The following is a 26,256-nucleotide window of genomic DNA, read 5'->3' on the forward strand; positions in this document are numbered from 1 at the left end:
CTCAACCATAGATGACCTCAAGATAATGCTCCCACCCGGCGACGATACGCGCCGTGGCCTGCTCGATGTCGTCCGACTCCATCAGCACCCAATGCACATAGAGCCACTCGCCGTCCAGCTCGACGGTGAGGGTGCCCGGGGTCAGGGTGATGGAATTGGCCAGCATCAGGCGGCCCATGCGGCTCTTGAGCTTGGTGCGCACCTTGACGATGCCGGGCCGGATCGGCAGCTCGGGCGAGAGCACCAGGGCCGCCATGCGGAAATTGGCCTTGACCAGTTCCTTGAAGAAGTAGCCGTAGTACATGAAGCCGGCGACGATCGCCATGGGATTGAGGCGCATCTCGGTAAAAAAGGTCAGGCCGGAGCGAAACAGCAGGGCGATGACGCTGGAGGCGATCAGCCCCACCAGCAGCACCTGCCCGTCCAGCGAGCCCATGAGCATCAGCCAGAACAGCATCAGGGTCAGGATCAGCACCAGGACCTGGCGCAGGACCGAGACGGAATTCGCGGTGGTGGATTCAGCAGACAAGGTGTTCCTCATGGATTTGGGGCCAGGCTCCCTCGGGGGCCGGAATATTACCATTTTCGAATGCATTTGCCGCAAAAGAAAATGAAATCTTTATTACTGGCAGCCCTGCCCATCGATGTCGCGCCCATGGTGTGCCCCTGCGCGTGTCCGCTAAGATTTTGCCCTGAATGGGAAAGTCTCCTATAGTTTCCCGGCCTGGGCCGTCCGCTGCAGGCAATGTACCCTAACCGGCCCCGGCCTTTCCAGGTCGGGCCGCTACATAAGGCAGATCAGACATCATGGGCAGATTCTTCGGCTGGGTATTCGGTCTTATCTGGTTAGTGGTGGGCATAGGCGGCATTGCCGATAATGAATGGCTCAGTGGCGGTCTGGTATTTCTTGCCGGCCTAACCTCAATTCCGCGTATCCATGACCGGATCAATGCCTTTCTACGCCAACAAAGGCGCTGGCGGCTGTTTCGCTGGCTGCACACCGGGGTGGGCAGCTGGACCCTGGCCGCCTCGCTGTTTGTCTTTGTCGTGCTGGCTCTGATTGCAGAGGGAGAACAGCCGGTAGGCCTGGGGGATGTGGTGGGCACCTTGCTGATGGCCGGGCTGGGCTTTTTCATCTTCCGTTCCATCCGCGACAAGATCGACGAACTGGTGGCCCGGGCCAAGGGCGTACCCGTGCAACCGCCCGAAGAGATCAGCGAGCCCCTGGTGGAAGGCCCCATGGAGGCGGAGGTACGCCAGCTGTTGCAGGCCACCCAGGATAGCGACAGCCTGCGCCAGCTGGATCAGCTCAAACGCAAGTTCGATGCCTTTGAGAAGATGCTGGCGCTCAAGTTTGAGGAGCAGGAACTGACCTATGGCCGCTATCGCCAGATTGTCGAGGAGGCCTATCTGGGCTGCCTTGATAATCTGCGCCAGATCACCGAGGCCTGGGCCGGCATCGCCGGGGTCGAGGTAGCCAGTATTCATCAGCAACTGGCCCGACAACCCAGCACGGCGGTGCAGCAGGCCCTGCAACAGCGTCTGCAGATGGTGGCCCAGACCCAGGCCCATATCGACCAACTGCGCTCCAGCAACGAGATGGCCATGACCCGGCTGGACGAGATCACCATCCAGATCAGCCGCATCCAGACCCGGCGCGGCCACGCCAGCATGGAGCTGAAGGACTCCCTCAAGGAGCTGTCCAACCTGGCCCAGGGCACCCAGATGTACGACATGAAGCGTTAGCCTTAACGCTGATGAAGCGGGCAGCAACATCAACATCCCGGAACATGAAACATCTTTTGGCTGCTCCGGGACTCGACAATTAACCTGTCGCGCAGCGACGCAAAATTCTGTCCTCTGTCTTCCGTCCTCTGTCCTCAGACCAGCCGCTTGCGCTGGGCCGGGTCGAGCAGTCGTTCCACCTGGGGATACAGCCCCCGATACTTGCTGGGGGATATCTCATGCAGGATGTCATCGGCCTGGGCCGGTTGCACCTGGGGCAGCGGGTTGCCCTCGCGGTTACCTATCGCCATCAACTCCGGCTGATAGACGCTGGCCCCTCGGGCCAGGGATACGGCAATGCGCTCGTCCTTCATCTTCAGCAGGGTCCCCGGCGGGTAGAGCCCAATGGTCTTGATCAGGGTCTTGGCCGCCGGGCGGTCCAGGGTCGAGCTATTGCTCAGCTGCAATATGGTATCCAGGGCATTGCGCTTGAACACCTCGCTCCGATAGGGCCGGTTGCGTACCAGGGCGCTGTACACATCCGCCACCATGAGTATCCTCGCCCCCTGACCTATGCCATCCCTTGTCAGGCCTTGCGGATAACCGCTGCCGTCCATGCGCTCGTGGTGCTGCGCCACCGTCTCCAGCCAGAGCGGGTCGATCACCCCCAGGCCGTGCAACATGCGCACGCCGGTCTGCGGGTGCTGCTCCACCAGGCGTTGATGAAACTCATCCAGCTCATGGCTCTGGCTGAGTTCGCCCATCACCGGCACCAGGCCGATGTCGTGGGTCAGGGCGGCGCACACCAGGGACAGGCGAATATCTTCGGCGAGATCCAATCTCGTCGCCAGTATGTCGCTCATGATGGCGGCATGCAGGGGGTGATCGGCCAGATAGTCATCATGATAAAACAGGTGTACCGCAAGAATAGCGATATCCTGATAATTGACGCAGATGTCGTGCAGCTCCAGGGCCATGTTGCTGATCGACTGGACAATGCTCGGCTGCGCCTGCTTGGCCTCGCTACCGCGCCTGAGCAGGCTCCTGATCCGAAAGCGGAATTCATCCATGCGTCTATACACCTGCACCTCGGAGGCGTCCTGCCGCTCCTTGCCGCTGGCTGAGGCAATGGCAATCCCCCGATCTCGCTCCGGGCGCTGCACATACATACCCTGGCCAAGCAGGTTCTTCAGCTGCTTTTCACTGCCGATCACCTGTCCCTCGCGCAGCATCAGCATGCCCAGGGCGTCATATACCGCATAGGGCAGGCTGTCGCCCACCTTAACGTCTTTGGCGGTAAGTCGTATTCTGTTCATCGCTTCAAAATTGGTTATCAAGGGGCCCTATGTTAACGGGAAACGCTAGCCTGGGATCTGCCGCCCACTAGGAGCCTGTCGGATTTAGGATGCTCCTACTGCGCCGGTGGGAAGAACGGCCCAAATTTCCCCGATTTTTCGTTGCGTAGGGCAACTATGCGCCTCAAAATCGTGAAAATTTGTTCTCGCTCTCCCACCTTGCTCGCTACGGGCACCTAAACCCGACAGGCTCCTAGCTGCTATTTTCTGTCCTCCACTTCTTAATACTATCGGACTTGAACCCAGATTGCTTTAGTCCTGCCGTTGCGCTCACCGCTCAGCGGTCTTGCCAATGACGGCGGCGCTGCTGGCGCCAGAGACGGGGCTCGCCCACCCCCAGTACAGGGTCGAACAGGAGGCGAATGGTACCGCTCTCGGCGGTGTTCAACACCCGGCTGCCGGACTGCCGCCAGCGCTCCACCACCTCCTTGGCGGGAAAGCCGAAGGGATTGCGGTAGCCGCTGGAGACCAGTGCCAGCGGTGCCGCCAGGGCCTCCACCCAGGTCGGTGAGGACGAGGTACGGCTGCCGTGATGGCCCACCTGCACCACGGCACCGGACAGACGTTCGACAAAGCCATCCCCCAGCCGCTCCATCAGCGCCGACTCGCCGCCCCGCTCCAGATCCCCCGTAAGCAACAGACGGCTCGTCCCGGCCTCCACCAGCAGCACGCAGGAGCTGTCGTTGGCGGCCCAGTCCTGCCCCGGTTGGGGGTGCAGCAGATGAAAGCCCACCCCATCCCAGTGCCAGCTGCGGCCTGCCTGACAGGGCTCCAGGCTCAGGCCATCGCGGGCCAGCTGCGCATCTGCCAGCAGGTGATCCACTGGCACGGCGTCGAGCACAGGGTCCAGCCCGCCGGCGTGATCCCGTGCCGGGTGAGAGATCAGCAGGCGCTGGATGCGCCCTACCCCACGGTAACGCAGGAAGGGCACCACCACCGCGCTGCCGGCATTGAAGCTGGCGCTGAAGGCCGCGCCTGTGTCGTACAACAGGGCATGATTGGCCGTCTGCACCAGCACCGCCAGGCCCTGCCCCACGTCCAGCATACTCACCTCGAACTGTCCAGGGGCCGGCTGCGGCACGCGCCAGGTGAACAGGGGCCAGATCAGCAGCAGGCCCAGATAAGAGGCCGGCAGACGCAGCGGGCTGAGCAGCCAAAGACCGCCCAGGCAGGCCATGGCGATCACCCAGCCCGGCCGCTCGGCCAGCTCCACCAGCTCAGGCCCCCGCTCGGCCGCCCAATGCAGGGCCTCCAGGCTGAGGCTGTAAAGGGGGGCGATGAGCCCCAGCAGCCAGCCGCCCAGGGCCGGTGCCAGCAACAGCAGCAACAGCGCGACAAAGGCCAGGGGCACCAGCACCAGGCTAAACCAGGGCACCGCCAGCAGATTGACCGGAAAGGCCAGCAGGGAGGCCTGCTGGAACAGCAGGATCAGCAGGGGCGAGATGGCCAACAGCACGGCAAACTGCATTCGCAGCAGGGTCCATAGCCAGGTCCCCCGGTGCAGGGCCAGGGCCCAGAGGATGGCGGCCACGGCGGCGAAGGAGAGGATAAAGCCGGGCGCGAGAACCGCCCGAGGATCGAGCAAGAGGACCAGAACCAGGGCCAGCCCCAGGCCCCGCCAGGGGCGCAGCTGGCGTCCCAGCAACAGCGGCAGGAGCAACGCCAGCAACATGATCAGGGCACGCTGGGTGGGCACGGAAAAGCCCGCCATGGCGGCATACAGGGCAGCCCCCAACAGGGCCACCAAGGCCGCCGCCCGCGGCGCGGCAAGCCACTGACAGAGCCAGGCGGAGCGCCGCCACAGCCAGGTGGTGAGCAGCAGCAAGAGGCCGGCCACCATACCCACATGCAGCCCGGAGATGGCCACCAGATGATTGGTGCCGGTCTGGCGGAACAGCTGCCACTGGCGCTGATCGAAAGCGGAACGATCACCCAGGGTAAGCGCCGCCAGCAGGCCCTGGGCCTCGGCCGGTGCCGCCGCGCGCAGCCGATCGGCCAGCCCCTGGCGGAGCCCAAGCCAGGGGCGCAGGCCATCCCCAGCCTGCAGACGCTGATTCAAGGGCGAGGTGCGCACATAGCCGGTGGCCCGAATCCCCTGCTGCCACAGCCAGGCCTGATAATCAAAGCCGCCGGGGTTGGCAAAGCCATGCGGCCGCTTCAGGCGCAGGCTCAGCTGCCAGAGTTCCCCGGCGCGCAGCTCGGGCCGTTGCTTGCCGTACCAGGACAGGCGCACCTTGGCCTGGAAGGGGATAGATTTGCCGTCCCGCTGCAGGGAGTGCAGCTGAAACTCAAAGCGGGTGCGCCGCTCAAACCGGGTTGGCAGGGACAGCACCTGGCCTTGCGCCAGCAGGTCCACCGACTCATGCGTCTTGGGCAGCTGCTGCGCCAGACCCCAGCTGGCATAGAGCCCGGCATAGGCAAACCCGAGCAGGAACAGGCCAGGCAGCGCCAGCCAACGCCAGAGCAGGGCCGCCAGCGCCAACAGCAGCCACAGCCACAGGGGCGCGGGCAGCTCGGGCAGGAACTGCAGCAGCAACACCCCCAGCAAAAAAGCAATGGCAGACGGCATGGCTCGATTATCCGGCCTCCCGCGCTCAATCGCCACCTAAGGCTCATGGAACGGACAGCAATACCCCGAAACATGAAACATCTTCTAATCAATGGGACGCAGAGGACGCAAAGAAGCGCAAAGGACGCAGAGAAGAATGAGGAAGAAGTAGCCCGGATGGAGTGCGGAGCATCCGGGGTTGCTTCTGGGCAGGGCCACGCCTAATCTTTGCCCCTCCGAGCATCAGATCGGAATTTCCAGGGCTCGGAGCTCCCAGATTGACAGGCTGCCATGTTGTTTCACAGTAAGGCTCATGGAATGGACAGCAATACCCCGGAACATGAAACCTCTCTTGGCCGCTTCGGGACTCATAAATTGCCACAGATGCCTCACAGTAACACTCAATCCAGACCGACGAACTCCAGGGCATTGCCATCCGGGTCGCGGCAGAACAGGGCCAAGCGGCCGGAACGGCTCAGGCTGATGGCCACCCCGGCCTGCTCCAGGCGCTGCCTCAAATCAGCGAAATCCGTCACCGCCAGGGCCAGATGGCGGTCGCGGCCACCGTGCTCGGGCCGACCCTCGACGGGGTCGGGGTTCGGTAGTTGCAGCAGGTGGATCTGACGGCCATCGGCCAGGTTCAGCCAGGCACCTGGGTAGCCCAGGTCCGGCCGCTGGGGGTCTGGCTCCAGCCCCAGCAGATCGCGGTAAAAGGCCAGGGCGCGCTGGGTATCGGCCACCAGCAGGCTGACGTGATGCAGTGCCTTGATCGGCATAGCTCCTCCCGATTCTGATTCCAACTCTATCCCGGCGTTTTGGTGTTTGCCGGGGCTTATCCTATACTGACGCGCTTGCATGGCGAAAAACGAGCCCAGGCCGATGAATCCGGATCTTGAACGACTACAGCCCTACCCCTTCCAGAAGCTGGCCGAGCTGCTCCAGGGGGTCAGCCCCAATGCCGAACGGGACGCCATCGCCCTGACCATTGGCGAGCCCAAGCACCCGACCCCGCATTTTATCAGCGAGGCCCTGCTCAGCCATCTGCACAACCTGTCGGTCTATCCCTCCACCCGGGGCATGCCGCTGCTGCGCCGGACCATTGCCGATTGGCTGCAACGGCGCTACAAGCTCGCCCCGGGCCTGCTTGACCCCGAGCGCCATATCCTGCCGGTCAACGGCACCCGCGAGGCCCTGTTCGCCATCGCCCAGGCGGTGGTGGACCGCAGCACTGCGCCGCTGGTGATGATGCCCAACCCCTTCTATCAGATCTACGAGGGCGCTGCCCTGCTGGCCGGGGCTGAACCGCGCTATATCTCCAGCGACAAGCGTCACGGCTACCTGCCCGCCTTCGACAAAGTACGCACCGAGGAATGGGACCGCTGCCAACTGCTCTATCTGTGCAGCCCAAGCAACCCCACCGGCGCGGTGATCGACATGCCACGCCTGGAGCACCTGCTGGAGCTGGCCCAGCGGCATGACTTCATCATCGCCGCCGATGAGTGCTACTCAGAGATCCACTTTGACGAGGTGCAGCCGCCCCTGGGCCTGCTACAGGCCGCCGCCACCCTGGGCAACACCGCATTCAAACGCTGTCTGGTGTTTCACAGCCTGTCCAAGCGCTCCAACGCGCCGGGGCTGCGCTCGGGCTTTGTTGCCGGCGATGCCGAGATCATCGAGAAATTCTTTGCCTACCGCACCTACCACGGCTGCGCCATGCCCCTGCAGACCCAGTTTGCCAGCGTGGCCGCCTGGCGTGACGAGGCCCATGTGCAGGAAAACCGCCGCCTGTATCGGCAGAAGTTCGATGCCGTGCTGAAGATCCTGGATGGCTGCCTCAAGGCACAGCGGCCCCAGGCCGGGTTTTATCTCTGGGCCAAGACCCCCATCAGCGATACCGAATTCGCCCGCGAACTCTACCGCCAGGAGCACGTCAGCGTACTGCCCGGCAGTTTTCTGTCGCGCACCGTCGATGGCCACAACCCCGGCACCAACAGAATACGCATGGCCCTGGTAGCGCCCCTGGACGAATGCCTGGACGCCGCCCAGCGGATCAAGCGTTTTGTCCAGGGGATTTAGTACCGCCCGCAAATGAGCCTCAGGACGCAGAGATCGCTGAGAAGCGCAGAGAACGCAAAGTCTGCTTTTTCAGCCAGCCCCATTGTTTTTCAACTCTGCGCTCTCTGCGCTTCTTCGCGTTCTCGGCGTCCAATTCATTAACCCCATTCCACACCACCTGAGGAGAAATCCATGAGCGATATCCAGCAACTCATTGTCGATGCCTTTGAGCACCGCGCCGACATCACCCCGCGTAACGTCGATACCTCCCTCCGCGATGCCGTGGACGAGGCCATAGAACTGCTCGACAAGGGCGAGATTCGCGTTGCCGAGAAGCGCGATGGCGATTGGCTGGTGAACGACTGGGTGAAGAAAGCGGTGCTGCTGTCCTTCCGCATCAACGACAACGAATTCATCAAGGGCGGCTTCACCAACTACTACGACAAGGTGCCCTCCAAGTACGCCGACACCAACTCCCGCGAATTCCGCGACGGCGGCGTGCGCGTGGTGCCGCCAGCGGCCGCACGCAAGGGCTCCTACATCGCCCCCAGCTGCGTGCTCATGCCCAGTTATGTGAATATCGGTGCCTATGTGGATTCCGGCACCATGGTGGATACCTGGGCCACCGTCGGCTCCTGCGCCCAGATCGGCAAGAACGTGCATCTGTCCGGCGGCGTCGGCATCGGCGGCGTGCTCGAACCCCTGCAGGCGGCCCCCACCATCATCGAGGACAACTGCTTTATCGGTGCCCGCTCCGAGGTGGTCGAGGGCGTCATCGTCGAACAGGGCTCGGTGATCTCCATGGGCGTCTATATCGGCCAGTCCACCCGTATCTACAACCGCGAGACCGACGAGATCCTCTACGGTCGTATCCCGGCGGGCTCGGTGGTCGTCTCCGGCAATCTGCCCTCGGCCGATGGTAAATACAGCCTCTACTGCGCCGTCATCGTCAAACAAGTGGATGAGAAGACCCGCTCCAAGGTCGGCATCAACGAATTGCTGCGGGATATCTGATCAGGCTGGGGCGCACTGCTGGGGCTTGCTGTCGATCAACAGATCAGAGCCGCGGTCGCAGTAGATGCGCCGGTCGTAGTGCAGGTCTTCGGGGAATTCCTGGGCCACCACCCAGATCTGGCTGATCTCGTCGCTGAGGTTGCCCAGTACCTTGAGCGAATTGCGCGTGCGCTCGGCGTCGAAGAAGGCAAAGGGCTCATCGAGGAAGGCAAACTGGCGGTCCAGCACCGTGGTATTGGCCACCTGCTGGGCCAGGGCCAGGCGCACCGCCAGCATGATCTGGCGCTGGGTGCCACTGGAGATCTCCTCCAGCTCCATGTAGTCGCGCTTGTCGCTGGAGAAGACGCGCACATTGAGTTCCTCGTCGATCTGCAGGTGCTGGTAGCGGCCCTCGGTGAACAACGGCAGGGTGTGGCCGGCCAGGTCACGCAGGTCGCTGTTGAAGCGCTGGCTCATGTGCTGACCGGCCAGTTGCAGCAGGGCCATGGCCTCGGCGCGCAGAGCGACGGCATCCTCGACCTCGGCGATCTGCTCCAGCAGGGGCTGGCGCTTGGCCTGCAGGGCATCGAATTGCCGCTGGCGGCTGCATTCATCACCGATCTCCAGCTTGAGCAGGTTCATCTCGCGCCGTTGCAGGTTGAGCACATAGCGCAGCCAATCGACAAAGTCCGCCAGGCGCTCCATGATCTGCTCCACCGTGGCGCTGTCCTCGGCCACCTTGCTGCGCAGGCTCACCAGGGACGCCTCGTCGAACTCCACCCTGGGGTAGTCGTCCTCCTCCTCGCCCGCTTCTGGTTCCTGCTCCAGCAACTCATTGAGCACCCTGCTGCGGGCGTAGGTGGACAGCTCATCCAGCACCCGAGCCAGGCGCTGACTGCGCCGCCGCAGCAGGCCGATGCGGATACCGGCCGCCCAGTGGCGCAACAGCAGCAGCACAAACAGCCCGCTACAGGCCAGGGCAGCATAACCAAACTGGGGGGCCAGCGGCCGCCAGTCGAGAAACAGCAGGCGTAACAGATCAAGCCCCAGGGGCGCGGTTTGCGGCCCGAGCAGGGACCAGAAAGCGGCACTGAGCAGGGCCAGGGCGAGCATCAGCAGTTGCAGAAAGACCCCGCTGGCGCGTACCCGCTCGGCCCGCTGCATCAGAGGCACGGCCTCTTGGTAGGCCAGGCTGGTCTTTTTCAGCCGGGTCAGCAGGCCCTCGCCCTCCTCCTCGCTGCTGTTCACCTCGACCAGGGCCGCCTCCAGCTGGGGCAGATGGGCCTTGTCGAAGGCCAGTTCGTCCAGCTCTTCATCCACTCCGGCCAGGGTATGGTTGTGCCGGTCCAGGGTCTGCTGCAGGCGCTTGCGCTCCTGCGCCAGGTCGTCCTGCACATATTCCACCACGGCGATGCCAGCCATGGATTTGACCGCGTAGCTGTGCGGGTGGGGCTTGGTGATCTCGCGCTGGGCCAGGTAGAAGGAGTCGATGAACTCCTCGTATTCAAAACCCAGCATGTCGAACAGGGCATCGGCCACTTTATCGACGCCGTTGGCGTGGGGCTCGTCACTGCCGCTGCGCATCAGCTGGGCGTTGTGTACGCCGTCGGTGTCCAGATAGCGCAGCAGGCGGTAGCCGCTGCCCTCCACCTCGAAGTCGCAGGTCACCGAACAGTGCGCCGAGCCCCAGCGGATGAGCTTGGTCAGGCCGCTACCGGTGAGGGAGAAGCTGCGCCCGAAGAGGGCGAAACAGAGGGTCTCGCCGATGCTGCTCTTGCCTGACTCATTGGGGCCGCTGATGGCGATGACGCCCTGACGGGGGATGTCACTCAGCTCCAGCCGCTGGTATTTGAGGAAATTCTCCGCCTGCAGCGAGGTGATGATCATCTAATCGGCCTCCAGGGTGCGCAGCTTGTTCAGCACCAGTTCGACCACCCGGTCAAAGCGTTCAGCATCGAAATTCTCACCGGCACGCTGCCGCCGCTGCCGCTCCAGCTCGCAGAACTCGGCAAAATCCTGGGTCGGGCCGTTCAGGCCCGAGCTGCCCAGCGGCTTGTCTTTGTCTGAGCGGGACATGGCGGCTCCAGGGGAGAAAGGGGTTGCGAATTATAGCAGGAATCGCGGGGGACTCGGGACTCGGGACTCGGGACTCGGGACTCGGGACTCGGGACTCGGGACTCGGGACTCGGGACTCGGGACTCGGGACTCGGGACTCGGGACTCGGGACTCGGGACTCGGGACTCGGGACTCGGGACTCGGGACTCGGGACTCGGGAGGCTTCGCCTCCCTCTCCAGCCTCCGTCCTCCGTCCTCTGTCTTCTGTCCTCTGTCACAAAAACAACCAACTGCAAATAAACACCGCCGCCGCTATGCCCACCATATCCGCTGTCAGGGCCGTTGCCAGGGCATGGCGCACCCGCTTGACCTGTACCGCGCCAAAATAGACCGCCAGCACATAAAAGGTGGTCTCGGTAGAGCCCTGCAGGGTGCTGACCAGCAGGCCAACGTAGGTATCCGGGCCGGTGGCCGGATCCTGCATGATACCCACCAGCACCCCATAGGCACCGGAACCAGACAGAGGCCGCAACAGGGCCATGGGCAGGGCCTCGGCGGGCAGGCCGAACCAGGCCGTGAGGGGTCCGAGCAGGCCCACCAGCCACTCCATGGCACCGCTGACGCGAAACATGCCGATGGCGGTGAGTATGGCCACCAGATAGGGGATGATCTTCACCGCCAGGGCGAAGCCCTCCTTGGCGCCCTCGACAAAGGCCTCGTAGATGGGCACCCGCCGGACTAAGCCAAAACCGAGAAAAAGCACCGTCAGCACCGGCACCACCCAGGGCGACATGGCGCGGCCATAGAGAATGGTGATCGGAATCAGGGCCAGGATGCCGAGCAAAAACAACCAGGATGCCCAGACCGAATAGCTGCCGACCTCGGCCCCTGAACCGTCTTCGGCGGGCTCGTCCTCGCGCTGGGGCTGCTGCTCGGGGGGCAAGGGCCTAACCGGGCTGAAGCGCTGATACCAACGCGCCGCCAGAATCGCCGCCGTGGTGGAGCAGATAGTGGCGAACAGGGTGGTGGGCATGATCGCCGCCGGGTCCGCCGAGCCCAGGGTGGCGCGCAGGGCCACCACGCCGGTGGGCAACAGGGTGATGCTGGAGGTGTTGATGGCCAGGAACAGGGCCATGGAATTGCTCGCCACCCCAGGGTTGGGGTTGAGCCGATCCAGCGCCTGCATGGCCTTGATGCCAAAGGGCGTGGCGGCATTGCCCAGGCCCAGGGCATTGGCGGAGAAGTTCATGATCATGGCCCCCATGGCCGGGTGATCCGGCGGCACCTCGGGGAACAGGCGCAGCATCAGCGGCCGGATCAGCCGTGCCAGGATCAACAGCAGGCCACCGCGCTCCACCACCTTCATCAGCCCCAGAAAAAAGCTCATCACCCCGATCAGCCCCAGCACCAGCTCCACCGCCGACTTGGCCGAGTCGATCAGCCCCGTGGTCAGGGCCTGCATGGGCGCGATAGCGTCGGCAGCACTCGGCTGCCAGCCCAGCTGTTGCCAGGCGGTGACCATAAAGGCGCTAAAAATGAGGAAGCCAAAGACGTAATTCATGCCCACTCCAACTTGACAATCCCAAACCAAGATATATGCTATTCAGCTAGTTATAGATGAATAATAACACTTAACATGAAGTTCGTATCCCGTCAGGGCCAAAAAATCCTGCTGCTCGGCTGCATCCTATCCCTGGGCGGCTGCCTGTCCACCCCGGAGCGGCTCAGCCAGCAGGGGCAGCCGTTAGAAGCGCAGCTCAACCAGGCCGAAACCCGGCAGGATCACTCCCTCATGGACGGTCGGCGCATGGAACTGATCGGCCAGGCCCTATCCCTGATCGGCGTCCCCTACCGGCTCGGCGGCAGCAGGCCGGAACAGGGCTTCGATTGCAGCGGGCTGGTGCAATACAGCCTGGGCAATGTCGGCGTACAGGCCCCACGCACCGCTGCCGAGCAATACTCCCAGGCCCAGCACAAACCCCTGAACGACCTGCTGCCGGGGGATCTGATCTTCTTCCGCATCGACCGCGCCACCAACCACGTCGGCATCTACCTAGGCGGCGGTGATTTCATCCATGCCCCACGGGCCGGCAGCCCGGTACGCCTGGAAAGCCTGCGCAAAAGCTATTGGCAGAAGCGTTTTCGCGGTGCCGGCAGCTACCTATGAACCTGAGCACGCCTTGGAATCGCCTGGGAACCCCGAGCCAGCGCTCGGAGGGCAAGGCTGGAATGTAACGGAACCCGGGGCCTTGTCGAGTCCTAGGAGCCTGTCGGGTTTAGGTGCCCGTAGCGAGCAAGGTGGGAGAACGAGAACAAATTTTCACGATTTTGAGGCGCTGAGTTTCCCTACGCAACGAAAAATCGGGGCCAATGTTTAAAACAATTTTGGGCCGTTCTTCCCACCGGCGCAGTAGGAGCATCCTAAATCCGACAGCCTCCTAGCTCCCATAACGGGAGAAATCAAACCGCAACCTGATTACCCATCTGGCTCAGCCATTGTCTCGGCTTGGCTGACCCTGCACGGCAAGGGTGAGGCCGGCTTTACCGAACGGCTCTGGCCGGCCTCCGCCAAACCCCCTGGGACCATCGCCACCGCTGAGCAAGAAACCGTTTGCGCCCCGGTCACGCTGGGGCATAATTAAGGCATAACTGGCGGTTATATTCGCAAGGCCGCGTAAATAATGAAGGAAGGAGATGGCCGGATGTCGCTGAATGAAGCCGAGATCGAGAAACGGCTGATTGAGAAGCTCGAAGAGATCAAATACAGCTACCGCCCAGACATCCGGGACAAGACCGCACTGGAAGCCAACTTCCGCCAGAAGTTCGAGGCCCTCAACCGCGTAACTCTCACCGATGCCGAGTTCGCCCGCCTGCGTGACGGCATCATCCATGCCGACGTGTTTCAGGCCGCCAAGGCCCTACGCGAATACGGCTACATGGAGCGCGAAGACGGCACCCCGCTGCACTTCCAGCTGGTCAACCTCAAGGATTGGTGCAAGAACGCATTTGAGGTCATCAACCAGCTGCACATCAACACCGAAAACAGCCACCACCGTTATGACGTCATCTTGTTGCTCAACGGCCTGCCGCTGGTGCAGATCGAGCTAAAGACCCTTGGCCTATCGCCACGCAAGGCGATGGAGCAGATCATCGACTACCGTAATGACCCCGGCAACGGCTATGGCAACAGCTTGCTCTGCTTCATGCAGCTGTTCATCGTCAGCAACCGCAATCAAACCTTCAAGCCCGAAGGTAAAAAGGCAGCCGCGGAAGACGCGGAAATCCGCGGAAAAATTACCGACCAGGTTTTCAGCGACATTCCGCGCTTTCAGCGGCAAAAACAATCACAGCAGGCCGTGGTCGATGCCATCCTCGCCAAGCACGACGCCGCCACCAACCATCGCCGTTTCAACGCCCTGCTGGCCACCGCCTCGATCAACGACGCCATTGCCTACTACCGCCTGTTCAAGCAGGTGCAGGCAGAGCGCCAGGCTGACAACCTGCCGCTGCATATCGCCTGCGTTTTCTCACCACCGGCGGAGGGCAACAGGGACGTCAAGCAGCTCCAGGAAGACCTGCCCCAGGAGAAGGCCGACAACCAGCAGGAGCCGGAGCAAAAGAAAGCGGCCCTGCAGGAAATCATCAGCGACTACAACGCCCAGTTCGGCACCAACCACAAGCTCAGCGAGTTCGATCTGTACTATCAGGACATCCAGCAGCGCATCAAGGACCAGAAATACCCCAACAAAGACTACCCGCGCAAAAACAAGATCGACCTCTGCATCGTCGTTGACATGCTGCTCACCGGCTTCGACTCCCAGTACCTCAACAGCCTCTATGTGGACAAGAACCTCAAGCACCACGGCCTGATTCAAGCCTTTTCGCGCACCAACCGCGTGCTCAACGACACCAAGCCCTACGGCAACATCCTCGACTTTCGCGCCCAAGAGAAAAGCGTGGACCAAGCCATCGCCCTCTTCTCTGGCGAAGACGCGAAACGCTCCCGCGAAATCTGGCTGGTCGATCCCGCGCCCCAGGTCATCGAAAAGCTCGATGCCGCCGTCAAGCAACTGGAAGACTTCATGCAGGCCCAGGGCCAGCCCTGCACCCCCGCTGCCGTCAACAACCTCAAGGGCACCGCCGCCAGGGTCGAGTTCATCAACCGATTCAAGGAAATTCAGCGCCTCAAGAAATATCTCGACCAATACACCGACCTGACCGACGCGCAGCAACAGCAGATTGAACAACGCCTGCCCGAAGACAGCCTGCGCGGCTTCAAGGGCATGTACCTGGAGACGGCCCAGCGCCTCAAGAACGAGCAGGGCAAGACCAAAGACCCCGACAACCCGGTCATCGAGCAACTGGAATTCGAGTTCGTTCTCTTCTCCTCGGCGCTGATCGACTACGACTACATCATGGGCCTCATCGCCCGCTATAGCCACGAGCAGCCCGGCAAGGAGACCCTGAGCCGGGAGCAGATCATCAACCTGCTCGCCTCCAGCAGTAACCTGATGGACGAGCGCGACGAGATCATTGCCTACATCAACACCCTGGAGGCCGGCAAGGGGCATGGCGGCATTGAAGACATCCGCGGCAATTACCAGGTCTTCAAGGCCCAGAAGACCCAGGATGAACTGGCGCAACTGCCCACACGCCACCGCTTGAAAAGCGAGGCCCTGCAGGGCTTTGTCGATGCCATCCTCGACCGCATGATCTTCGACGGCGAACAGTTGAGCGATCTGTTCGCCCCGCTCGAACTCGGCTGGAAAGCCCGCAGCCAGGCCGAGCTGGCGCTGATGCAAGACTTGGTGCCGCTGCTGATCAAGCAAGCCGGTGGACGGGAGATTTCAGGGTTGGCGGCGTATGAATAACCCCGTAGGAGCGGGCCACGCCCGCGAAAAAGCCAGCGATATCGCCCGTGATTTATTATCGTCGCCCTCGCGCCCATGGGGCGCTCCTACGCAAAAAGGAAAACCGGGGCATGCGGCGTTGCGCAGAGGTCGTGTTTCCATCCCCAATCAAATCTATTTGGTCACCACGACAACCCTGAGGCGTCAACCTGCGTTCGCTCACTTTAATGCGGCACGAGCCGCTGCCCAATCGTTTGAAGATAGGGCGGTGCTAGCTGACGCGAGACTTTTAGCCTGGGTTCTGATGCCAGACCATTTTCATGGTCTGCTGGAACTGGGCGAAAACAACAACCTGCAAGGCATCATGAATCGCTTGAAATCCGCCAGTGCGCGCCGGGCCAACAAAGCCCTAGGCCGAGAAGGCCCCCTGTGGGATAAGGCATATCATGATCATGCATTGCGGCAGGAGGAGGATCTATTGGCAACCGCAAGATACATCATCGCCAATCCATTGCGGGCTGGATTGGTGCAGCATGTAGGCGACTATCCGTTTTGGAACGCGATATGGTTACCGTAGGAGCGGGCCATGCCCGCGATTGGCCGCGATTCGAGGCATAGCCTTCGCGCCCATGGGGCGCTCCTACCGACGAGGCTGTATCAGGCTCGTGCGATATTTCGGGGTTGGCGGCGTATGAGTGACGAAATGAACGACGAGAAGCAGGCATTGGTGCCCAGGCTGCGCTTTCCCGAGTTTCGGGAGGCGAGTAGGAGCGGGCCATACCCGCGATGGATCGAGATTCGAGGTACAACCTTCGCGCCCATGGGGCGCTCCTACGAGTGGGGGCGGGGAGATAGCGGGGTTGGCGGCGTATGAGTAAGGCGATGAAGGGCGAAGTAAAGGGGCTGATGCCGAGGTTGCGGTTTCCGGAGTTTCGAGAGGCAAGTAGGAGCGGGCCATGCCCGCGATGGATCGAGATTCGAGGTACAACCTTCGCGCCCATGGGGCGCTCCTACGAGTGGGGGCAGGAAGATGGCGGGGTTGGCGGCGTATGAGTAAGGCGATGAAAGACGAGAAGAAAGGGCTGGTGCCGAAGCTGCGGTTTCCTGAGTTTCGGGAGGCGGGGGAGTGGGCGGAGAAGTCTCTAGGCGAGCTTGGCCGGATAGTTACAGGTAAAACTCCAAGCACAAAAAATGCGGAGTTATGGGGTTCTGGAGTTCCATTTATTACTCCGACAGACATATCAGAAGATCAGAAATACCAACTGGCAACGGCCAGAAAAGTATTAAAGACAAAAGATGTTAAGACGGTGCCCAAGGGAAGCGTCGTTTACACTTGCATCGCTTCAATAGGAAAAATTGCTATAACTACATGCGAAAGCGCGACGAATCAACAAATAAACTCGGTTATTGTTCATTCTGGTATGAATGGCGAATTTATATATTATTCGCTAGAAAATCTGACTCCGTGGATTAAGTCAATTCCAGCATCGTCAACATTGGCAATCATAAATAAAACGGAGTTCTCTGGCATACTAATCAAATTGCCAAGCGCTCACCAAGAACAACAAAAAATCGCCGACTGCCTTTCCTCCCTCGATGCGCTGATCACCGCCCAGGCGGACAAGGTCAACGCCCTCAAGACCCACAAAAAAGGGCTCATGCAGCAACTCTTCCCCCGCGAGGGCGAAACCACCCCCCGCCTGCGCTTTCCCGAGTTTCGGGAGGCGGGGGAGTGGGAGAGAAAATTACTTAATGAAGTCGTTGAAAGCGTAAAGACCGGAAAACTTGATGCCAATGCTATGGTTGAAGGCGGAGCGTATCGGTTCTATACCTGCGCAAAAAACTACTACCAAATTGATCGGTTTGCATTTGAGGGAGAGGCTCTGCTAACTACTTGATACCAATATCCTTCACAACAAGGGCAGGGTTTTTTTGAGCCATGCCCGCCTGTTCGACCTTTCCGAAGAGATTGTGGAACAAACCATTCGATTGCGGCAGCAGTTCAAGACCAAAACACCCGACGCCATTATTGCCGCCACCGCGCTGGTCAATGATCTGATCGTCGTGACCCATAACACCAGCGATTTTACTCGCCTGGGACTTGAAACAATTACCGTTAACATGAAGCCCTGATCCATTACCCAAGAACAACTCAATCAACTGGGCAAGACCCTCTGGGCCATTGCCGACGATTTGCGCGGGGCGATGAACGCTGACGACTTCCGCGACTACATGCTGTCGTTTCTGTTTCTGCGCTACCTCTCTGACAACTACGAGCAGGCCGCACGCCGCCAGCTGGGGGCCGATTACCCCCAGCTGGCCGCAGACGACCGCCGCCCACCCCTGGCGGTCTGGTACGAGGACAATCCGGTGGATGCGCTGGAGTTTGAGCGGCAGATGCGGCGCAAGGTCCACTATGCCATCGAGCCCGATTACCTCTGGCGCAGCATCTATGAGCTGGCCCGCACCCAAAGCCCGGACCTGCTGCAGACTCTGCAGCGGGGTTTCAGCCACATCGAGAACGAGTCCTTCGCCAGCACCTTTCAGGGCCTGTTTTCTGAAATCAACCTCAACTCCGACAAGCTGGGCCGCACCCCAGCCGAGCGCAACAAAAAGCTCTGCACGGTCATCAGCAAGATCGCCGAAGGCATCGCCCAGTTCTCCACCGATAGCGACATCCTCGGCGATGCCTACGAGTACCTGATTGGCCAGTTCGCCGCCGGATCGGGCAAGAAGGCCGGGGAGTTCTACACCCCGCAGACCCTGTCCACCATCCTTTCGCGCATCGTCACCCTCGACAGCCAGGAGCCCGCTACTGGCAAAAAGAAGAAGCTCAGCAGCGTGCTCGACTTCGCTTGCGGTTCAGGTTCGCTACTGCTCAATGTGCGCAAGCAGATGGGTCCGCACGGCATCGGCATGATCTACGGCCAAGAGAAGAACATCACCACCTACAACCTGGCCCGCATGAATATGCTGCTGCATGGCATGAAGGACAACGAGTTTGAGATCTTCCACGGCGACACCCTGACCAACGACTGGGATATGCTCAGCGAGATGAACCCGTCCAAAAAGCTCAAGTGTGATGCGGTGGTGGCCAATCCCCCGTTCAGCTACCGCTGGGAGCCCAATGATGCTCTGGGCGAGGATTTCCGCTTCAAGAGCCACGGTCTGGCACCAAAAAAAATGGCAGACACGGCCTTTCTGCTACACGGTTTTCATTTCCTCAGTGACGAGGGCACCATGGCCATCATCCTGCCCCACGGTGTCCTGTTCCGGGGTGGCGTGGAGCAGCGTATCCGCACCAAATTGCTCAAGGATGGCCATATCGACACCGTCATCGGCCTGCCCGCCAATCTGTTCTTCTCCACCGGCATCCCGGTCTGCATCCTGGTGCTGAAAAAGTGCAAGAAACCCGACGACGTGCTGTTCATCAACGCCGCCGAGCATTTTGACAAGGGCAAGCGCCAGAACGTCCTGCTGCCGGAGCACATCGACAAGATCGTTGACAGCTACCAATTCCGCAGGGAGGAGGACCGTTACGCCCGCCGAGTCCCCATGGCGGAGATCGAGCAGAACGACTACAACCTCAACATCTCCCGCTACGTCAGCACCGCCGAGGCCGAGGATGAGATCGACCTGGCCGAGGTGCACAAGCAGTTGGGCGAGATTGAGCAACGCATCGCCGCAGCGGCCAGAACGCACAACCAGTACCTGCAGGAACTGGGTTTGCCGCCGGTGTAACAAAGAGCAAAAGGTTATTCGCTTAATGAGCCAAGCCCCGCGCAAATACTACTGCCCTAACTGTGGCCAGCGCACCGGTATGCGCATTCTGTATGGCTATCCTTCGTCAGAGGATTTAGATGCGGAAGCGGCCAAGACCCTGGTGCGCAGTGGGAACTGGAACTGTGGCTCGATGGGATGACTAAACGCTCTTACGGCAGCAATGCTTACCCTGACTGCCCCAGCTACCACCTGGTTCAAGGCTCGCCCTTGGATGTTGTACTGACAGACTTGGCCCAATTGGCGGGTTTGTCACGGGATGAACTTTGGTTCCGTTAAACTGGGTGAGCCCCAGCAGATACCGGTTGATTGGGCTATTATTGTGCATACAATGGGCTGATGGAAATTCGCTTCGATCCCAACAAAAACCGCCTGAACCTGGCTGCTCACGGGATTTCGTTGCAGCTGGCGGTATCGTTGGAATGGGATTTGATGGTCTGTCGCGAAGATGATCGTGAGGATTACGGAGAATTGCGGCTGACTTGCCTGGCCCCGATTGGCACGACCATCTATTGCGTGACCTTCACCGAGGATGATGATAGCTACCGCATAATCAGCCTGAGAAAGGCAACGCCACGAGAGGCGAGATACTATGTTCATAACCGATAAGCACGGCCGGAAATTCGAGATTCCTGATCAGAATGAGCAGCGCGTCATTCAGCAAGGCATTGCGGCTGACTCTGATACCTACGAATTATCCGACGCACAATTGGCGCAATTGCGCCCACTGGCAGAGATGCGCACCCTGGGCCGACCAAAAGCTGACTCTGTGAAAGAGCGAGTGACCATCCGCCTCTCGCCAGAGGTAACGGAATTCTTTCGCGCCTCAGGCAAGGGCTGGCAAACCCGGATGAATGACGCTCTGAAAGAGTACGTGCGCAGCCATCGATCGTGACAATTGCCCCGATTCTCAAGAACGGAAAACAGCCCCCGAAGAGGCCGCACCGAAAGAGTGAAGTATGATGAGAGTCCTAGTCATTTGTGCTCATCACTGATCTTGCAAGGCTGGATGACACCAGTCTGGTAAGAGCGTAAATAGGGGACGTACCCCGGTTGACCAAGGGCGACCACCTCAAAGGTAATGACGATACCGAATACAAGCGAAATCTGTTCGAGCTGTTTACCCGCTACGCCGATGTGACGGCCTCCATTGGCCAACTCGCGCTTGAAGGCCAGGACGAACCCATGCGTTTCAGGATGGTGATGGAAAAGGACTGGAAGCAGGCGTTGGTGGATGAAGGCATCCGGCAAGGGTGAATAACTGGGGTCTGAACCCGATTTCCTGGCGGCGGACAGGTTGAGCACTTCAATGAGAAATAGCCATGAGCGGGCAAGCGTCTGGTGAACTACAACCCACCTGCTGGATTATCGCCGGCCCCAACGGCGCGGGCAAAACCACCTTTGCCTTGGAGTACCTGCCCCAAGTAGCGGGCTGTACCCATTTCATCAACGCCGACCTGATTGCAGCCGGGCTCTCGCCGCTCGCGCCGGAACGGGAGTTGCTGGCGGCCAGCCGCCTTTTTCTGCGCGAAATCGAGGAACGCATCGCGGCCCGTGAGAATTTCGCTTTTGAAACCACCCTGTCCGGGCGTACCTACCTGCGACTGGTCGAACGGTTGCGCGCCGATGGCTGGCGGGTCGAGCTGATCTACCTGGCCCTGCCCAGCGTCGAGATGTCCAAGCTGCGCGTCGCCGAACGGGTCGCCCACGGTGGCCACAACATCCCTGAGGCGGCTATCGAACGGCGGTTTCCCCGCAGCTTGTGCCACTTGCTCTATGATTTCAGTCACCAGGTAGATAGCTGCATCTGTTTCATGAACGATGGCGCTAGTCCTATCCTTATCTTTGAACAATGCGGCAGCAAGCGCGAAATCGTGCATGGCAGCCATTATCAGCGGCTTATCGAGGAGGCCGATGGAAAATGAACACCAAGCACAAAACCACCCCCTCCCCAGAAGCCCAGCGGCAGTTGGAGGCTCTGCGCCAAGCGGTCAGCAAGGCGCTGGAGAAAAAACGGCGCCTGGGCCATTACGCGGTGACCTGGCAGGAGGGCAAGCCGCTGGTTCAAGGGGAGGATGCGCCGGATGTTACCCCGTGACTGAGCCTTGAGCCGATGATCAAGCTGATCCAGGCCCGTTACCTGGGCGATTTCCAAGTGGAGCTGACCTTTTCCGACGGCGCTCAAGGTCATTTCGATGGCCAAGCGTTGCTCAAGCGGCAGGGACCGTTGCTGGATGACTTGCGGGACGAAGCCTATTTTGGGCACCTGTTCATTGATGCCGGCACCCTGGCCTGGCCCAACGGCCTGGAGCTTTCGCCGGCGCGTATCCATGAGACCTGCGGGGAGACCTGCGGGATGCCGATGAGCGCATAGGATCAGAAATAGGGTGATCGAGCAAAAGGACACCTGATTACCCATAAAGCTCAGCCAATCGGCTAGGCAGGCCTGTGGCAGCGTGGTGGGAGGGCAGCTTGCTGCGCGACCTGCCAAGGCTACTAGCCTGACAAGAGCACCCACTCACGCCCCCGCTCAGTCAGGCGATATTTCTGCAACGGGCTATTGGGCTTGTCGGGCAGGCTCATTTCGATCAGACCATCGGCCAGGGCCGGTTTCAGATAACGCTCGCGGAAGGATTTGCGATCGGTCAGACCCAGCGCGGCTTGCAGGCTTTCGCGGTCCATGTCGGTCATTTTGGTCTGCAACAGCGCCAATAGCTGAGCAACTTGGGGGGTGGCTTGAGGGGTAACTTGGGGGGCATGGTTACTCAAGGTGTCCCAAATCATCTGCAACATGAAGGCGATGAAGGGGGCAGAATCGGTCTGCTGGGTGCTTTGCTCAATGGCCTGGTAGTAGTCGGCCTGATGCTCAAATACAAGGCTTTCCACCGGCATCTGGGCCAGAGGTACCGCTGGCGTAATAGCCTTGCTGCACGCCCATAGCGCGCAGTTCACATTCCGCGTGGGCCTGTTCGAAATGAGCGGCCTTTTTCAGCGGCTGCCATTGATCCCGGCTAGGGCTTGTCTGACAGGCGCTCAGTGGCAGCAGTGCGCTGATCAGGATGATGGCTTTGATGGATGGCATGGGGCTGCTCCTCTGTGAGTGGAGCGGCCATTGTGCCGAGGTGGGTGGACAGGTGGTGTCGTTTCTCCAAGGGCGCTAAAAAAACCTGATGCCACTCGACTGGTTGAGAGACCACCCGAATGACAATACAGGCGCGCCAACTTCGCGCTACTTGGCCCTGTCCGAAAGGCATTGTGCCTTGAGGTCGGCATCTTTGATGGCGTAGCAAGGCAATCGATCACCCCTGACTCGTGCGAGGCAGAGCTGCTTTTGGTCCGGATTGCGAATGGCATAACAGGGCATGCTGTCTTGCTTGAGGCTCCCCAGACAGAGGCGTTTGGCATCTTGATCCTTGATGGCGTAGCAATTGAGGTCTTCCTTTCTCACGGCGGCTAAGCAGCTGTTCTTTTGATCAGGGTCTTTGATGGCGTAACAGGGCAGGCTCTCGCCCCTTTTGCGCGCCAGGCAATTGTTTTTCGCATCAGCGTCCTTGATGCTGTAGCAATGTAAGGTGTCAGTTGCCTGCGCTTGGGTGACAACAAGAAGAATTAGTAAAAACAGCATATTAGCCATTACTACCCCCGTGCAAGCCTATTAAATTGGTTTATGGATCGGTTGTTATACCGCCATCATTTGCGCATCATCAGACAAAGAATGCCAGCCAATACGTCGGCTGTCCCGGATCGGTCCAGGCCACTCGATGCCGGCAGTGGGCGGGGATCAACAGGTAATCGCCTTCAGCCAACTCCAGCAGAGACTCGCCATCTGCAAAGGGCTCGGCGAACTCCAGCCGTGCTTGTCCCTTGAGTAACAGCACCCACTCATCCTCCGCCTGATCGTACCAAAACCCCTCGGCAGAGCACTGCCCCTGCGAGAGAATGCGCTCAATCCGGCAATGGGGCCTGCTCAAGAGCATCTCAAACTGCTCCGCTTGGCTGGCATCGGGGGGCCATTGAAAGATATTGCCTTTGTGCCGATTGTTCATGCGTGCGTTTTATTCTGGTGATCAAAGGGAGATGATGTGCAAGGCTGGCCTCTACCAGAGCATACTCCATGTCAAGAAGGCACCCAACAGGCTTGACCATAGCGTTGGTTAGGCTGTCCAATGAGCGTAAGGATTAACTTGAGGAACCACAGATGACACTGGACCACGCCACCCTGAAACAGCGCCACCGTGAGGAGCGCGAGGCTTATCCCCCTGCCCTAGCGCTGCGCACCCACCGGGCCTTGAGTTGGTTGTATCGTGCCGAACAAGAAAGTGAGGACAAGGATGCGCGCTTTATCTTTCTCTGGATTGCCTTCAACGCGGCCTATGCCAATGAATTGCATGAACCGGGCATGCTCAGCGAGAAAGGCCGGTTTGATCACTTCATTGAACTGCTGATTCAACGGGATCAACACAAGCTGCTGCACAACTGTCTCTGGCAGGCCTTTCCCAGCTCGGTGCGGGCTCTGATCGATAATCACTATGTGTTCCAGCCCTTTTGGGACCACCACAACGGCAAGTCAATGGGTGACTGGCAAGCCGCCTTTGCCACCAGCAAGGCCGCTGCCCTGCGCGCCCTGGGCAACAGTGATACGGCGAAGGTGCTGATGATCGTCATGACGCGGCTCTATACCCTGCGCAACCAACTGATCCACGGCGGTGCCACCTGGAATAGCCAGGTCAACCGCAACCAGGTACGCGATGGCGCCAATCTCTTGCAGCAACTGGTGCCGGCCATGATCTCGGTGATGATGGATAACCCCGGACAACTCTGGGGAGATGCCTGCTATCCGGTGGTGGAATAGCCCCAATGTCGTCAACTTAAGACATTTACTGGCTGCTTAGCCCTTGTTCACCAAACCGGCGCTGTGCTACTCAGAATGTCCGGCCCAACGGACACAGCGCACAGCGCTGGGTCCGAGTGAAACAGAACATGATAAATGTCATTTCTTGGCCGTAACTACTCCCCCACTCTCATCTCTGAAGGACAGAGCATCTAATTCCCCCTTTGCAAAGGGGGAGGTCAATTCTCTACCCATTAAACCCCCTTTGGTTAGGGGCAATAACCGGTCGCCAAGGGCTGAGGTAGTTTCCACATCAGTTATTAGCAATACAAAACAGGATAGAATCAATTTCTTTTTGGCAAAACCAGAGGTTGGAACAGTCAGGTAATGCTCCCAACAACCGCGCCGAATGGCCTTGAGCCAAAAGAACCGCCAACCCCGCTTCGACCGCCGGCCGGTTAATTTGCACATTTTTGGCGGCCAGCGTAAAAGAGGACATTCGCTTTGTTTCTTTTGCAGAAGCCTGCGGCTGACAGCCAGCGGCTTCTTTGGTAGTCTTGCCGACTGATTGTTTGAGACACCCACCCCATGCAAACGCGCTTCATCAATTGGTTCAAGTTCTCCTCCCCCGCCACCTTTTACCCCCTGGCGGGCAAGATGGTGCCCCTGTTCAGCTGGATCGCTGTGGCGCTGATCGCGGTCGGCCTCTATATGAGCTTCTTCGTCGCCCCCACCGACTACAAGCAGGGCGAGGGCTATCGCATCATCTTCGTGCATGTGCCCGCCGCCTGGATGTCCATGTTCATCTATGTGGTCATGGCCTTCTGGTCCGGTATCGGCCTGGTGTTCAACACCCGCCTGTCGTCCATGATGGCCACCGCCCTGGCACCCACCGGTGCCCTGTTCGCCTTCCTCTCGCTATGGACCGGCGCCTTCTGGGGCAAGCCCATGTGGGGCGCCTGGTGGGTCTGGGATGCGCGCCTGACCTCCTCGCTGATCCTGTTCTTCCTCTACGTCGGCTTCATGGCCCTGCAATCGGCCATCGACGACCCGCGCCGCTCCGACCGCGCCGGGGCCATTCTGGTGCTGGTGGGCATTGTCAATGTGCCCATCATCTATTTCTCGGTACGCTGGTGGAACACCCTGCACCAGGGCGCCACCATCAAGATGGGCGGCAGCGGCACCTCGATGGAGGCCACCATGCTCTACGCCATGCTGATCATGACCCTGGGCTTCTGGGCCTATGCCATCGCCACCGCCATGAGCCGGGTGCGCAGCATCATCCTGGAACGGGAGCGCAACAGCACCTGGGTACAGGAATTGAACGAGGTGAAAACTTTCCATGGCTAAGCTGGTCGAATGGCTCGACATGGGGGGTTATGCCCTCTACGTCTGGGGTTCCTTTGGCGCCACGGCCCTGCTGATGGTCGCCGAGCCCCTTGTATTGCGCAGTCGCCGTCGGCAGATACTGCGGCGGCTGGCGCGTATTTCCCGTCTGAATAAAGAGGAAACTTCATGAAAGCTCGGCACAAACGTCTCGGGTTTCTGCTACTCGGCCTGGTCGGCCTGGCTGCGGTCACCGGCCTGGTGCTCAACGCCATGCAGGGCAACCTGTCCTACTTCTTCTCCCCCACCGAGGTGGCCGAGGGCCAGGCCCCGGCCGATCGCATATTCCGCCTCGGCGGCCTGGTGGAGAACGGCAGCGTACAGCGCGCCGCGGGTGATCTGAAGGTGAACTTCACCGTCTCCGATGGTGCCGAGAAGATCCAGGTGGCCTACACCGGCATACTCCCGGACCTGTTCAAGGAAGGCCAGGGCGTCATTGCCCAGGGCAAGCTGGGGTCTGACGGGGTCTTTGTCGCCCAGGAGGTGCTGGCCAAGCACGACGAAAACTACATGCCCCCCGAGGTCCAAGACGCCCTCGATAAAGGCCACGCCAAGGGCGTAGCCGAACTGGCCGCCCAACAGCAGGCCGAGGCCCTGAGCAAGAACTGATAGCCTGTTGCGCAAGGCCCTACTGGCACAACCCTTCAATCTCCCGGCACGGATGCCCGCAAAGATTAC

The 26,256-nt window shown here is 60.2% G+C and carries 30 protein-coding genes and 1 pseudogene; 19 read left to right on the top strand and 12 right to left on the bottom strand.

All coding sequences use genetic code 11. From position 1 onward, the window contains the following. Position 1: 1 nt before the first annotated feature. Complete coding sequence (locus D5125_00550) at positions 2-541, bottom strand: Na+/H+ antiporter subunit E (GenBank protein QFY88091.1); 540 nt, start codon at positions 539-541, stop codon at positions 2-4. Between the two features lie 266 nt (positions 542-807). Here D5125_00550 and D5125_00555 point away from each other — a divergent pair, with 266 nt between their 5' ends. Further along, on the top strand, positions 808-1,746 hold the full coding sequence (locus tag D5125_00555; GenBank protein QFY88092.1) for a hypothetical protein: 939 nt from the start codon (positions 808-810) through the stop codon (positions 1,744-1,746). Between the two features lie 134 nt (positions 1,747-1,880). Here D5125_00555 and D5125_00560 read toward each other — a convergent pair whose 3' ends face one another. The 3 genes from D5125_00560 to D5125_00570 form a co-directional block, all read right to left on the bottom strand. Further along, positions 1,881-3,041: an HD domain-containing protein gene (locus D5125_00560; protein QFY88093.1), complete on the bottom strand. Its 1,161-nt coding sequence runs from the start codon at positions 3,039-3,041 to the stop codon at positions 1,881-1,883. Positions 3,042-3,357: 316 nt separating this feature from the next. Further along, positions 3,358-5,649: a DNA internalization-related competence protein ComEC/Rec2 gene (locus D5125_00565; protein QFY88094.1), complete on the bottom strand. Its 2,292-nt coding sequence runs from the start codon at positions 5,647-5,649 to the stop codon at positions 3,358-3,360. A gap of 380 nt (positions 5,650-6,029) precedes the next feature. Beyond that, the gene (locus D5125_00570) at positions 6,030-6,404 is read right to left on the bottom strand and encodes a VOC family protein (GenBank protein QFY88095.1); all 375 of its coding nucleotides are present in this window, start codon (positions 6,402-6,404) and stop codon (positions 6,030-6,032) included. A gap of 103 nt (positions 6,405-6,507) precedes the next feature. Here D5125_00570 and dapC point away from each other — a divergent pair, with 103 nt between their 5' ends. Continuing rightward, entirely contained in the window at positions 6,508-7,704 is a 1,197-nt protein-coding gene (gene dapC / locus D5125_00575; protein ID QFY88096.1) for a succinyldiaminopimelate transaminase, read from the top strand. 171 nt (positions 7,705-7,875) lie between these two features. After that, positions 7,876-8,697, top strand: a complete 822-nt coding sequence (gene dapD, locus D5125_00580) for a 2,3,4,5-tetrahydropyridine-2,6-dicarboxylate N-succinyltransferase (GenBank protein ID QFY88097.1) — start codon at positions 7,876-7,878, stop codon at positions 8,695-8,697. Here the strand turns inward: dapD and D5125_00585 are convergent, their stop codons facing one another. From D5125_00585 to D5125_00600, 3 genes are all read right to left on the bottom strand, one after another. Next, the gene (locus D5125_00585; protein QFY88098.1) at positions 8,698-10,563 is read right to left on the bottom strand and encodes an AAA family ATPase; all 1,866 of its coding nucleotides are present in this window, start codon (positions 10,561-10,563) and stop codon (positions 8,698-8,700) included. It abuts the gene before it with no gap. Beyond that, entirely contained in the window at positions 10,564-10,752 is a 189-nt protein-coding gene (locus D5125_00590) for a hypothetical protein (GenBank protein QFY88099.1), read from the bottom strand. A 253-nt stretch (positions 10,753-11,005) separates the two neighbouring features. Next, on the bottom strand, positions 11,006-12,292 hold the full coding sequence (locus tag D5125_00600) for a spore maturation protein (GenBank protein QFY88100.1): 1,287 nt from the start codon (positions 12,290-12,292) through the stop codon (positions 11,006-11,008). A 75-nt stretch (positions 12,293-12,367) separates the two neighbouring features. Here D5125_00600 and D5125_00605 point away from each other — a divergent pair, with 75 nt between their 5' ends. The 12 genes from D5125_00605 to D5125_00660 all read left to right on the top strand — a co-directional run bounded on the left by D5125_00605 (position 12,368) and on the right by D5125_00660 (position 21,735). Next, a complete protein-coding gene (locus D5125_00605; GenBank protein QFY88101.1) occupies positions 12,368-12,898 on the top strand; it encodes a C40 family peptidase in 531 nt (176 codons plus the stop codon). Positions 12,899-13,433: 535 nt separating this feature from the next. Then, a complete protein-coding gene (locus D5125_00610; protein QFY88102.1) occupies positions 13,434-15,602 on the top strand; it encodes a hypothetical protein in 2,169 nt (722 codons plus the stop codon). A 118-nt stretch (positions 15,603-15,720) separates the two neighbouring features. Continuing rightward, entirely contained in the window at positions 15,721-16,158 is a 438-nt protein-coding gene (locus D5125_00615) for a transposase (GenBank protein ID QFY88103.1), read from the top strand. Between the two features lie 484 nt (positions 16,159-16,642). Then, complete coding sequence (locus tag D5125_00625) at positions 16,643-17,479, top strand: restriction endonuclease subunit S (protein QFY88105.2); 837 nt, start codon at positions 16,643-16,645, stop codon at positions 17,477-17,479. A 7-nt stretch (positions 17,480-17,486) separates the two neighbouring features. Further along, positions 17,487-17,714, top strand: a complete 228-nt coding sequence (locus D5125_00630) for a type II toxin-antitoxin system VapC family toxin (GenBank protein ID QFY88106.1) — start codon at positions 17,487-17,489, stop codon at positions 17,712-17,714. Between the two features lie 3 nt (positions 17,715-17,717). Further along, positions 17,718-19,322 (top strand): type I restriction-modification system subunit M, encoded by a 1,605-nt coding sequence (locus tag D5125_00635; GenBank protein ID QFY88107.1) that lies wholly within the window; start codon positions 17,718-17,720, stop codon positions 19,320-19,322. Between the two features lie 378 nt (positions 19,323-19,700). After that, entirely contained in the window at positions 19,701-19,970 is a 270-nt protein-coding gene (locus D5125_00640) for a BrnT family toxin (protein QFY88108.1), read from the top strand. Next, positions 19,954-20,256 carry a BrnA antitoxin family protein gene (locus tag D5125_00645; GenBank protein ID QFY88109.1) on the top strand — a complete coding sequence of 101 codons (303 nt, stop codon included), beginning with the start codon at positions 19,954-19,956 and terminating at the stop codon, positions 20,254-20,256. Before D5125_00640 ends, D5125_00645 begins: the two co-directional genes overlap by 17 nt. 158 nt (positions 20,257-20,414) lie before the next feature. Beyond that, the gene (locus D5125_00650) at positions 20,415-20,618 is read left to right on the top strand and encodes a hypothetical protein (protein ID QPB72185.1); all 204 of its coding nucleotides are present in this window, start codon (positions 20,415-20,417) and stop codon (positions 20,616-20,618) included. 65 nt (positions 20,619-20,683) lie between these two features. Then, a complete protein-coding gene (locus D5125_00655) occupies positions 20,684-21,286 on the top strand; it encodes a zeta toxin family protein (GenBank protein QFY88110.1) in 603 nt (200 codons plus the stop codon). Next, on the top strand, positions 21,283-21,459 hold the full coding sequence (locus D5125_17230) for a hypothetical protein (GenBank protein QPB72186.1): 177 nt from the start codon (positions 21,283-21,285) through the stop codon (positions 21,457-21,459). Before D5125_00655 ends, D5125_17230 begins: the two co-directional genes overlap by 4 nt. A 15-nt stretch (positions 21,460-21,474) precedes the next feature. Further along, entirely contained in the window at positions 21,475-21,735 is a 261-nt protein-coding gene (locus D5125_00660) for a DUF2442 domain-containing protein (protein QFY88111.1), read from the top strand. A 122-nt stretch (positions 21,736-21,857) separates the two neighbouring features. Here the strand turns inward: D5125_00660 and D5125_00665 are convergent. The 4 genes and pseudogenes from D5125_00665 to D5125_00675 all read right to left on the bottom strand — a co-directional run bounded on the left by D5125_00665 (position 21,858) and on the right by D5125_00675 (position 23,407). Next, a pseudogene (locus tag D5125_00665) lies at positions 21,858-22,265 on the bottom strand (cell filamentation protein Fic). Further along, positions 22,228-22,443: a hypothetical protein gene (locus D5125_17235; protein ID QPB72264.1), complete on the bottom strand. Its 216-nt coding sequence runs from the start codon at positions 22,441-22,443 to the stop codon at positions 22,228-22,230. The pseudogene D5125_00665 and the gene D5125_17235 overlap by 38 nt, the downstream one beginning before the upstream one ends. 147 nt (positions 22,444-22,590) lie before the next feature. Continuing rightward, positions 22,591-22,995 carry a hypothetical protein gene (locus D5125_00670; GenBank protein ID QFY88112.1) on the bottom strand — a complete coding sequence of 135 codons (405 nt, stop codon included), beginning with the start codon at positions 22,993-22,995 and terminating at the stop codon, positions 22,591-22,593. Between the two features lie 70 nt (positions 22,996-23,065). After that, complete coding sequence (locus D5125_00675) at positions 23,066-23,407, bottom strand: cupin domain-containing protein (GenBank protein ID QFY88113.1); 342 nt, start codon at positions 23,405-23,407, stop codon at positions 23,066-23,068. A gap of 158 nt (positions 23,408-23,565) precedes the next feature. Here D5125_00675 and D5125_00680 point away from each other — a divergent pair, with 158 nt between their 5' ends. Further along, complete coding sequence (locus D5125_00680; GenBank protein ID QFY91017.1) at positions 23,566-24,213, top strand: hypothetical protein; 648 nt, start codon at positions 23,566-23,568, stop codon at positions 24,211-24,213. Between the two features lie 292 nt (positions 24,214-24,505). Here D5125_00680 and D5125_17240 read toward each other — a convergent pair whose 3' ends face one another. Continuing rightward, complete coding sequence (locus tag D5125_17240) at positions 24,506-24,691, bottom strand: hypothetical protein (GenBank protein ID QPB72187.1); 186 nt, start codon at positions 24,689-24,691, stop codon at positions 24,506-24,508. Positions 24,692-24,780: 89 nt separating this feature from the next. On the opposite strand from D5125_17240, the gene ccsA reads away from it, so the two are divergent. From ccsA to ccmE, 3 genes are read left to right on the top strand one after another with little or no spacing between them, the layout of a single operon-like run. Further along, a complete protein-coding gene (gene ccsA, locus D5125_00685; GenBank protein QFY88114.1) occupies positions 24,781-25,542 on the top strand; it encodes a cytochrome c biogenesis protein CcsA in 762 nt (253 codons plus the stop codon). Continuing rightward, positions 25,535-25,711, top strand: a complete 177-nt coding sequence (gene ccmD, locus D5125_00690) for a heme exporter protein CcmD (GenBank protein QFY88115.1) — start codon at positions 25,535-25,537, stop codon at positions 25,709-25,711. The genes ccsA and ccmD overlap by 8 nt, the downstream gene beginning before the upstream one ends. Beyond that, positions 25,708-26,187 (top strand): cytochrome c maturation protein CcmE, encoded by a 480-nt coding sequence (gene ccmE / locus D5125_00695; protein ID QFY88116.1) that lies wholly within the window; start codon positions 25,708-25,710, stop codon positions 26,185-26,187. Before ccmD ends, ccmE begins: the two co-directional genes overlap by 4 nt. Positions 26,188-26,256 lie beyond the last annotated feature (69 nt).

Source organism: gamma proteobacterium SS-5 (assembly GCA_009497875.2).
GTDB lineage: Bacteria > Pseudomonadota > Gammaproteobacteria > Chromatiales > Chromatiaceae > Magnetovirga > Magnetovirga frankeli.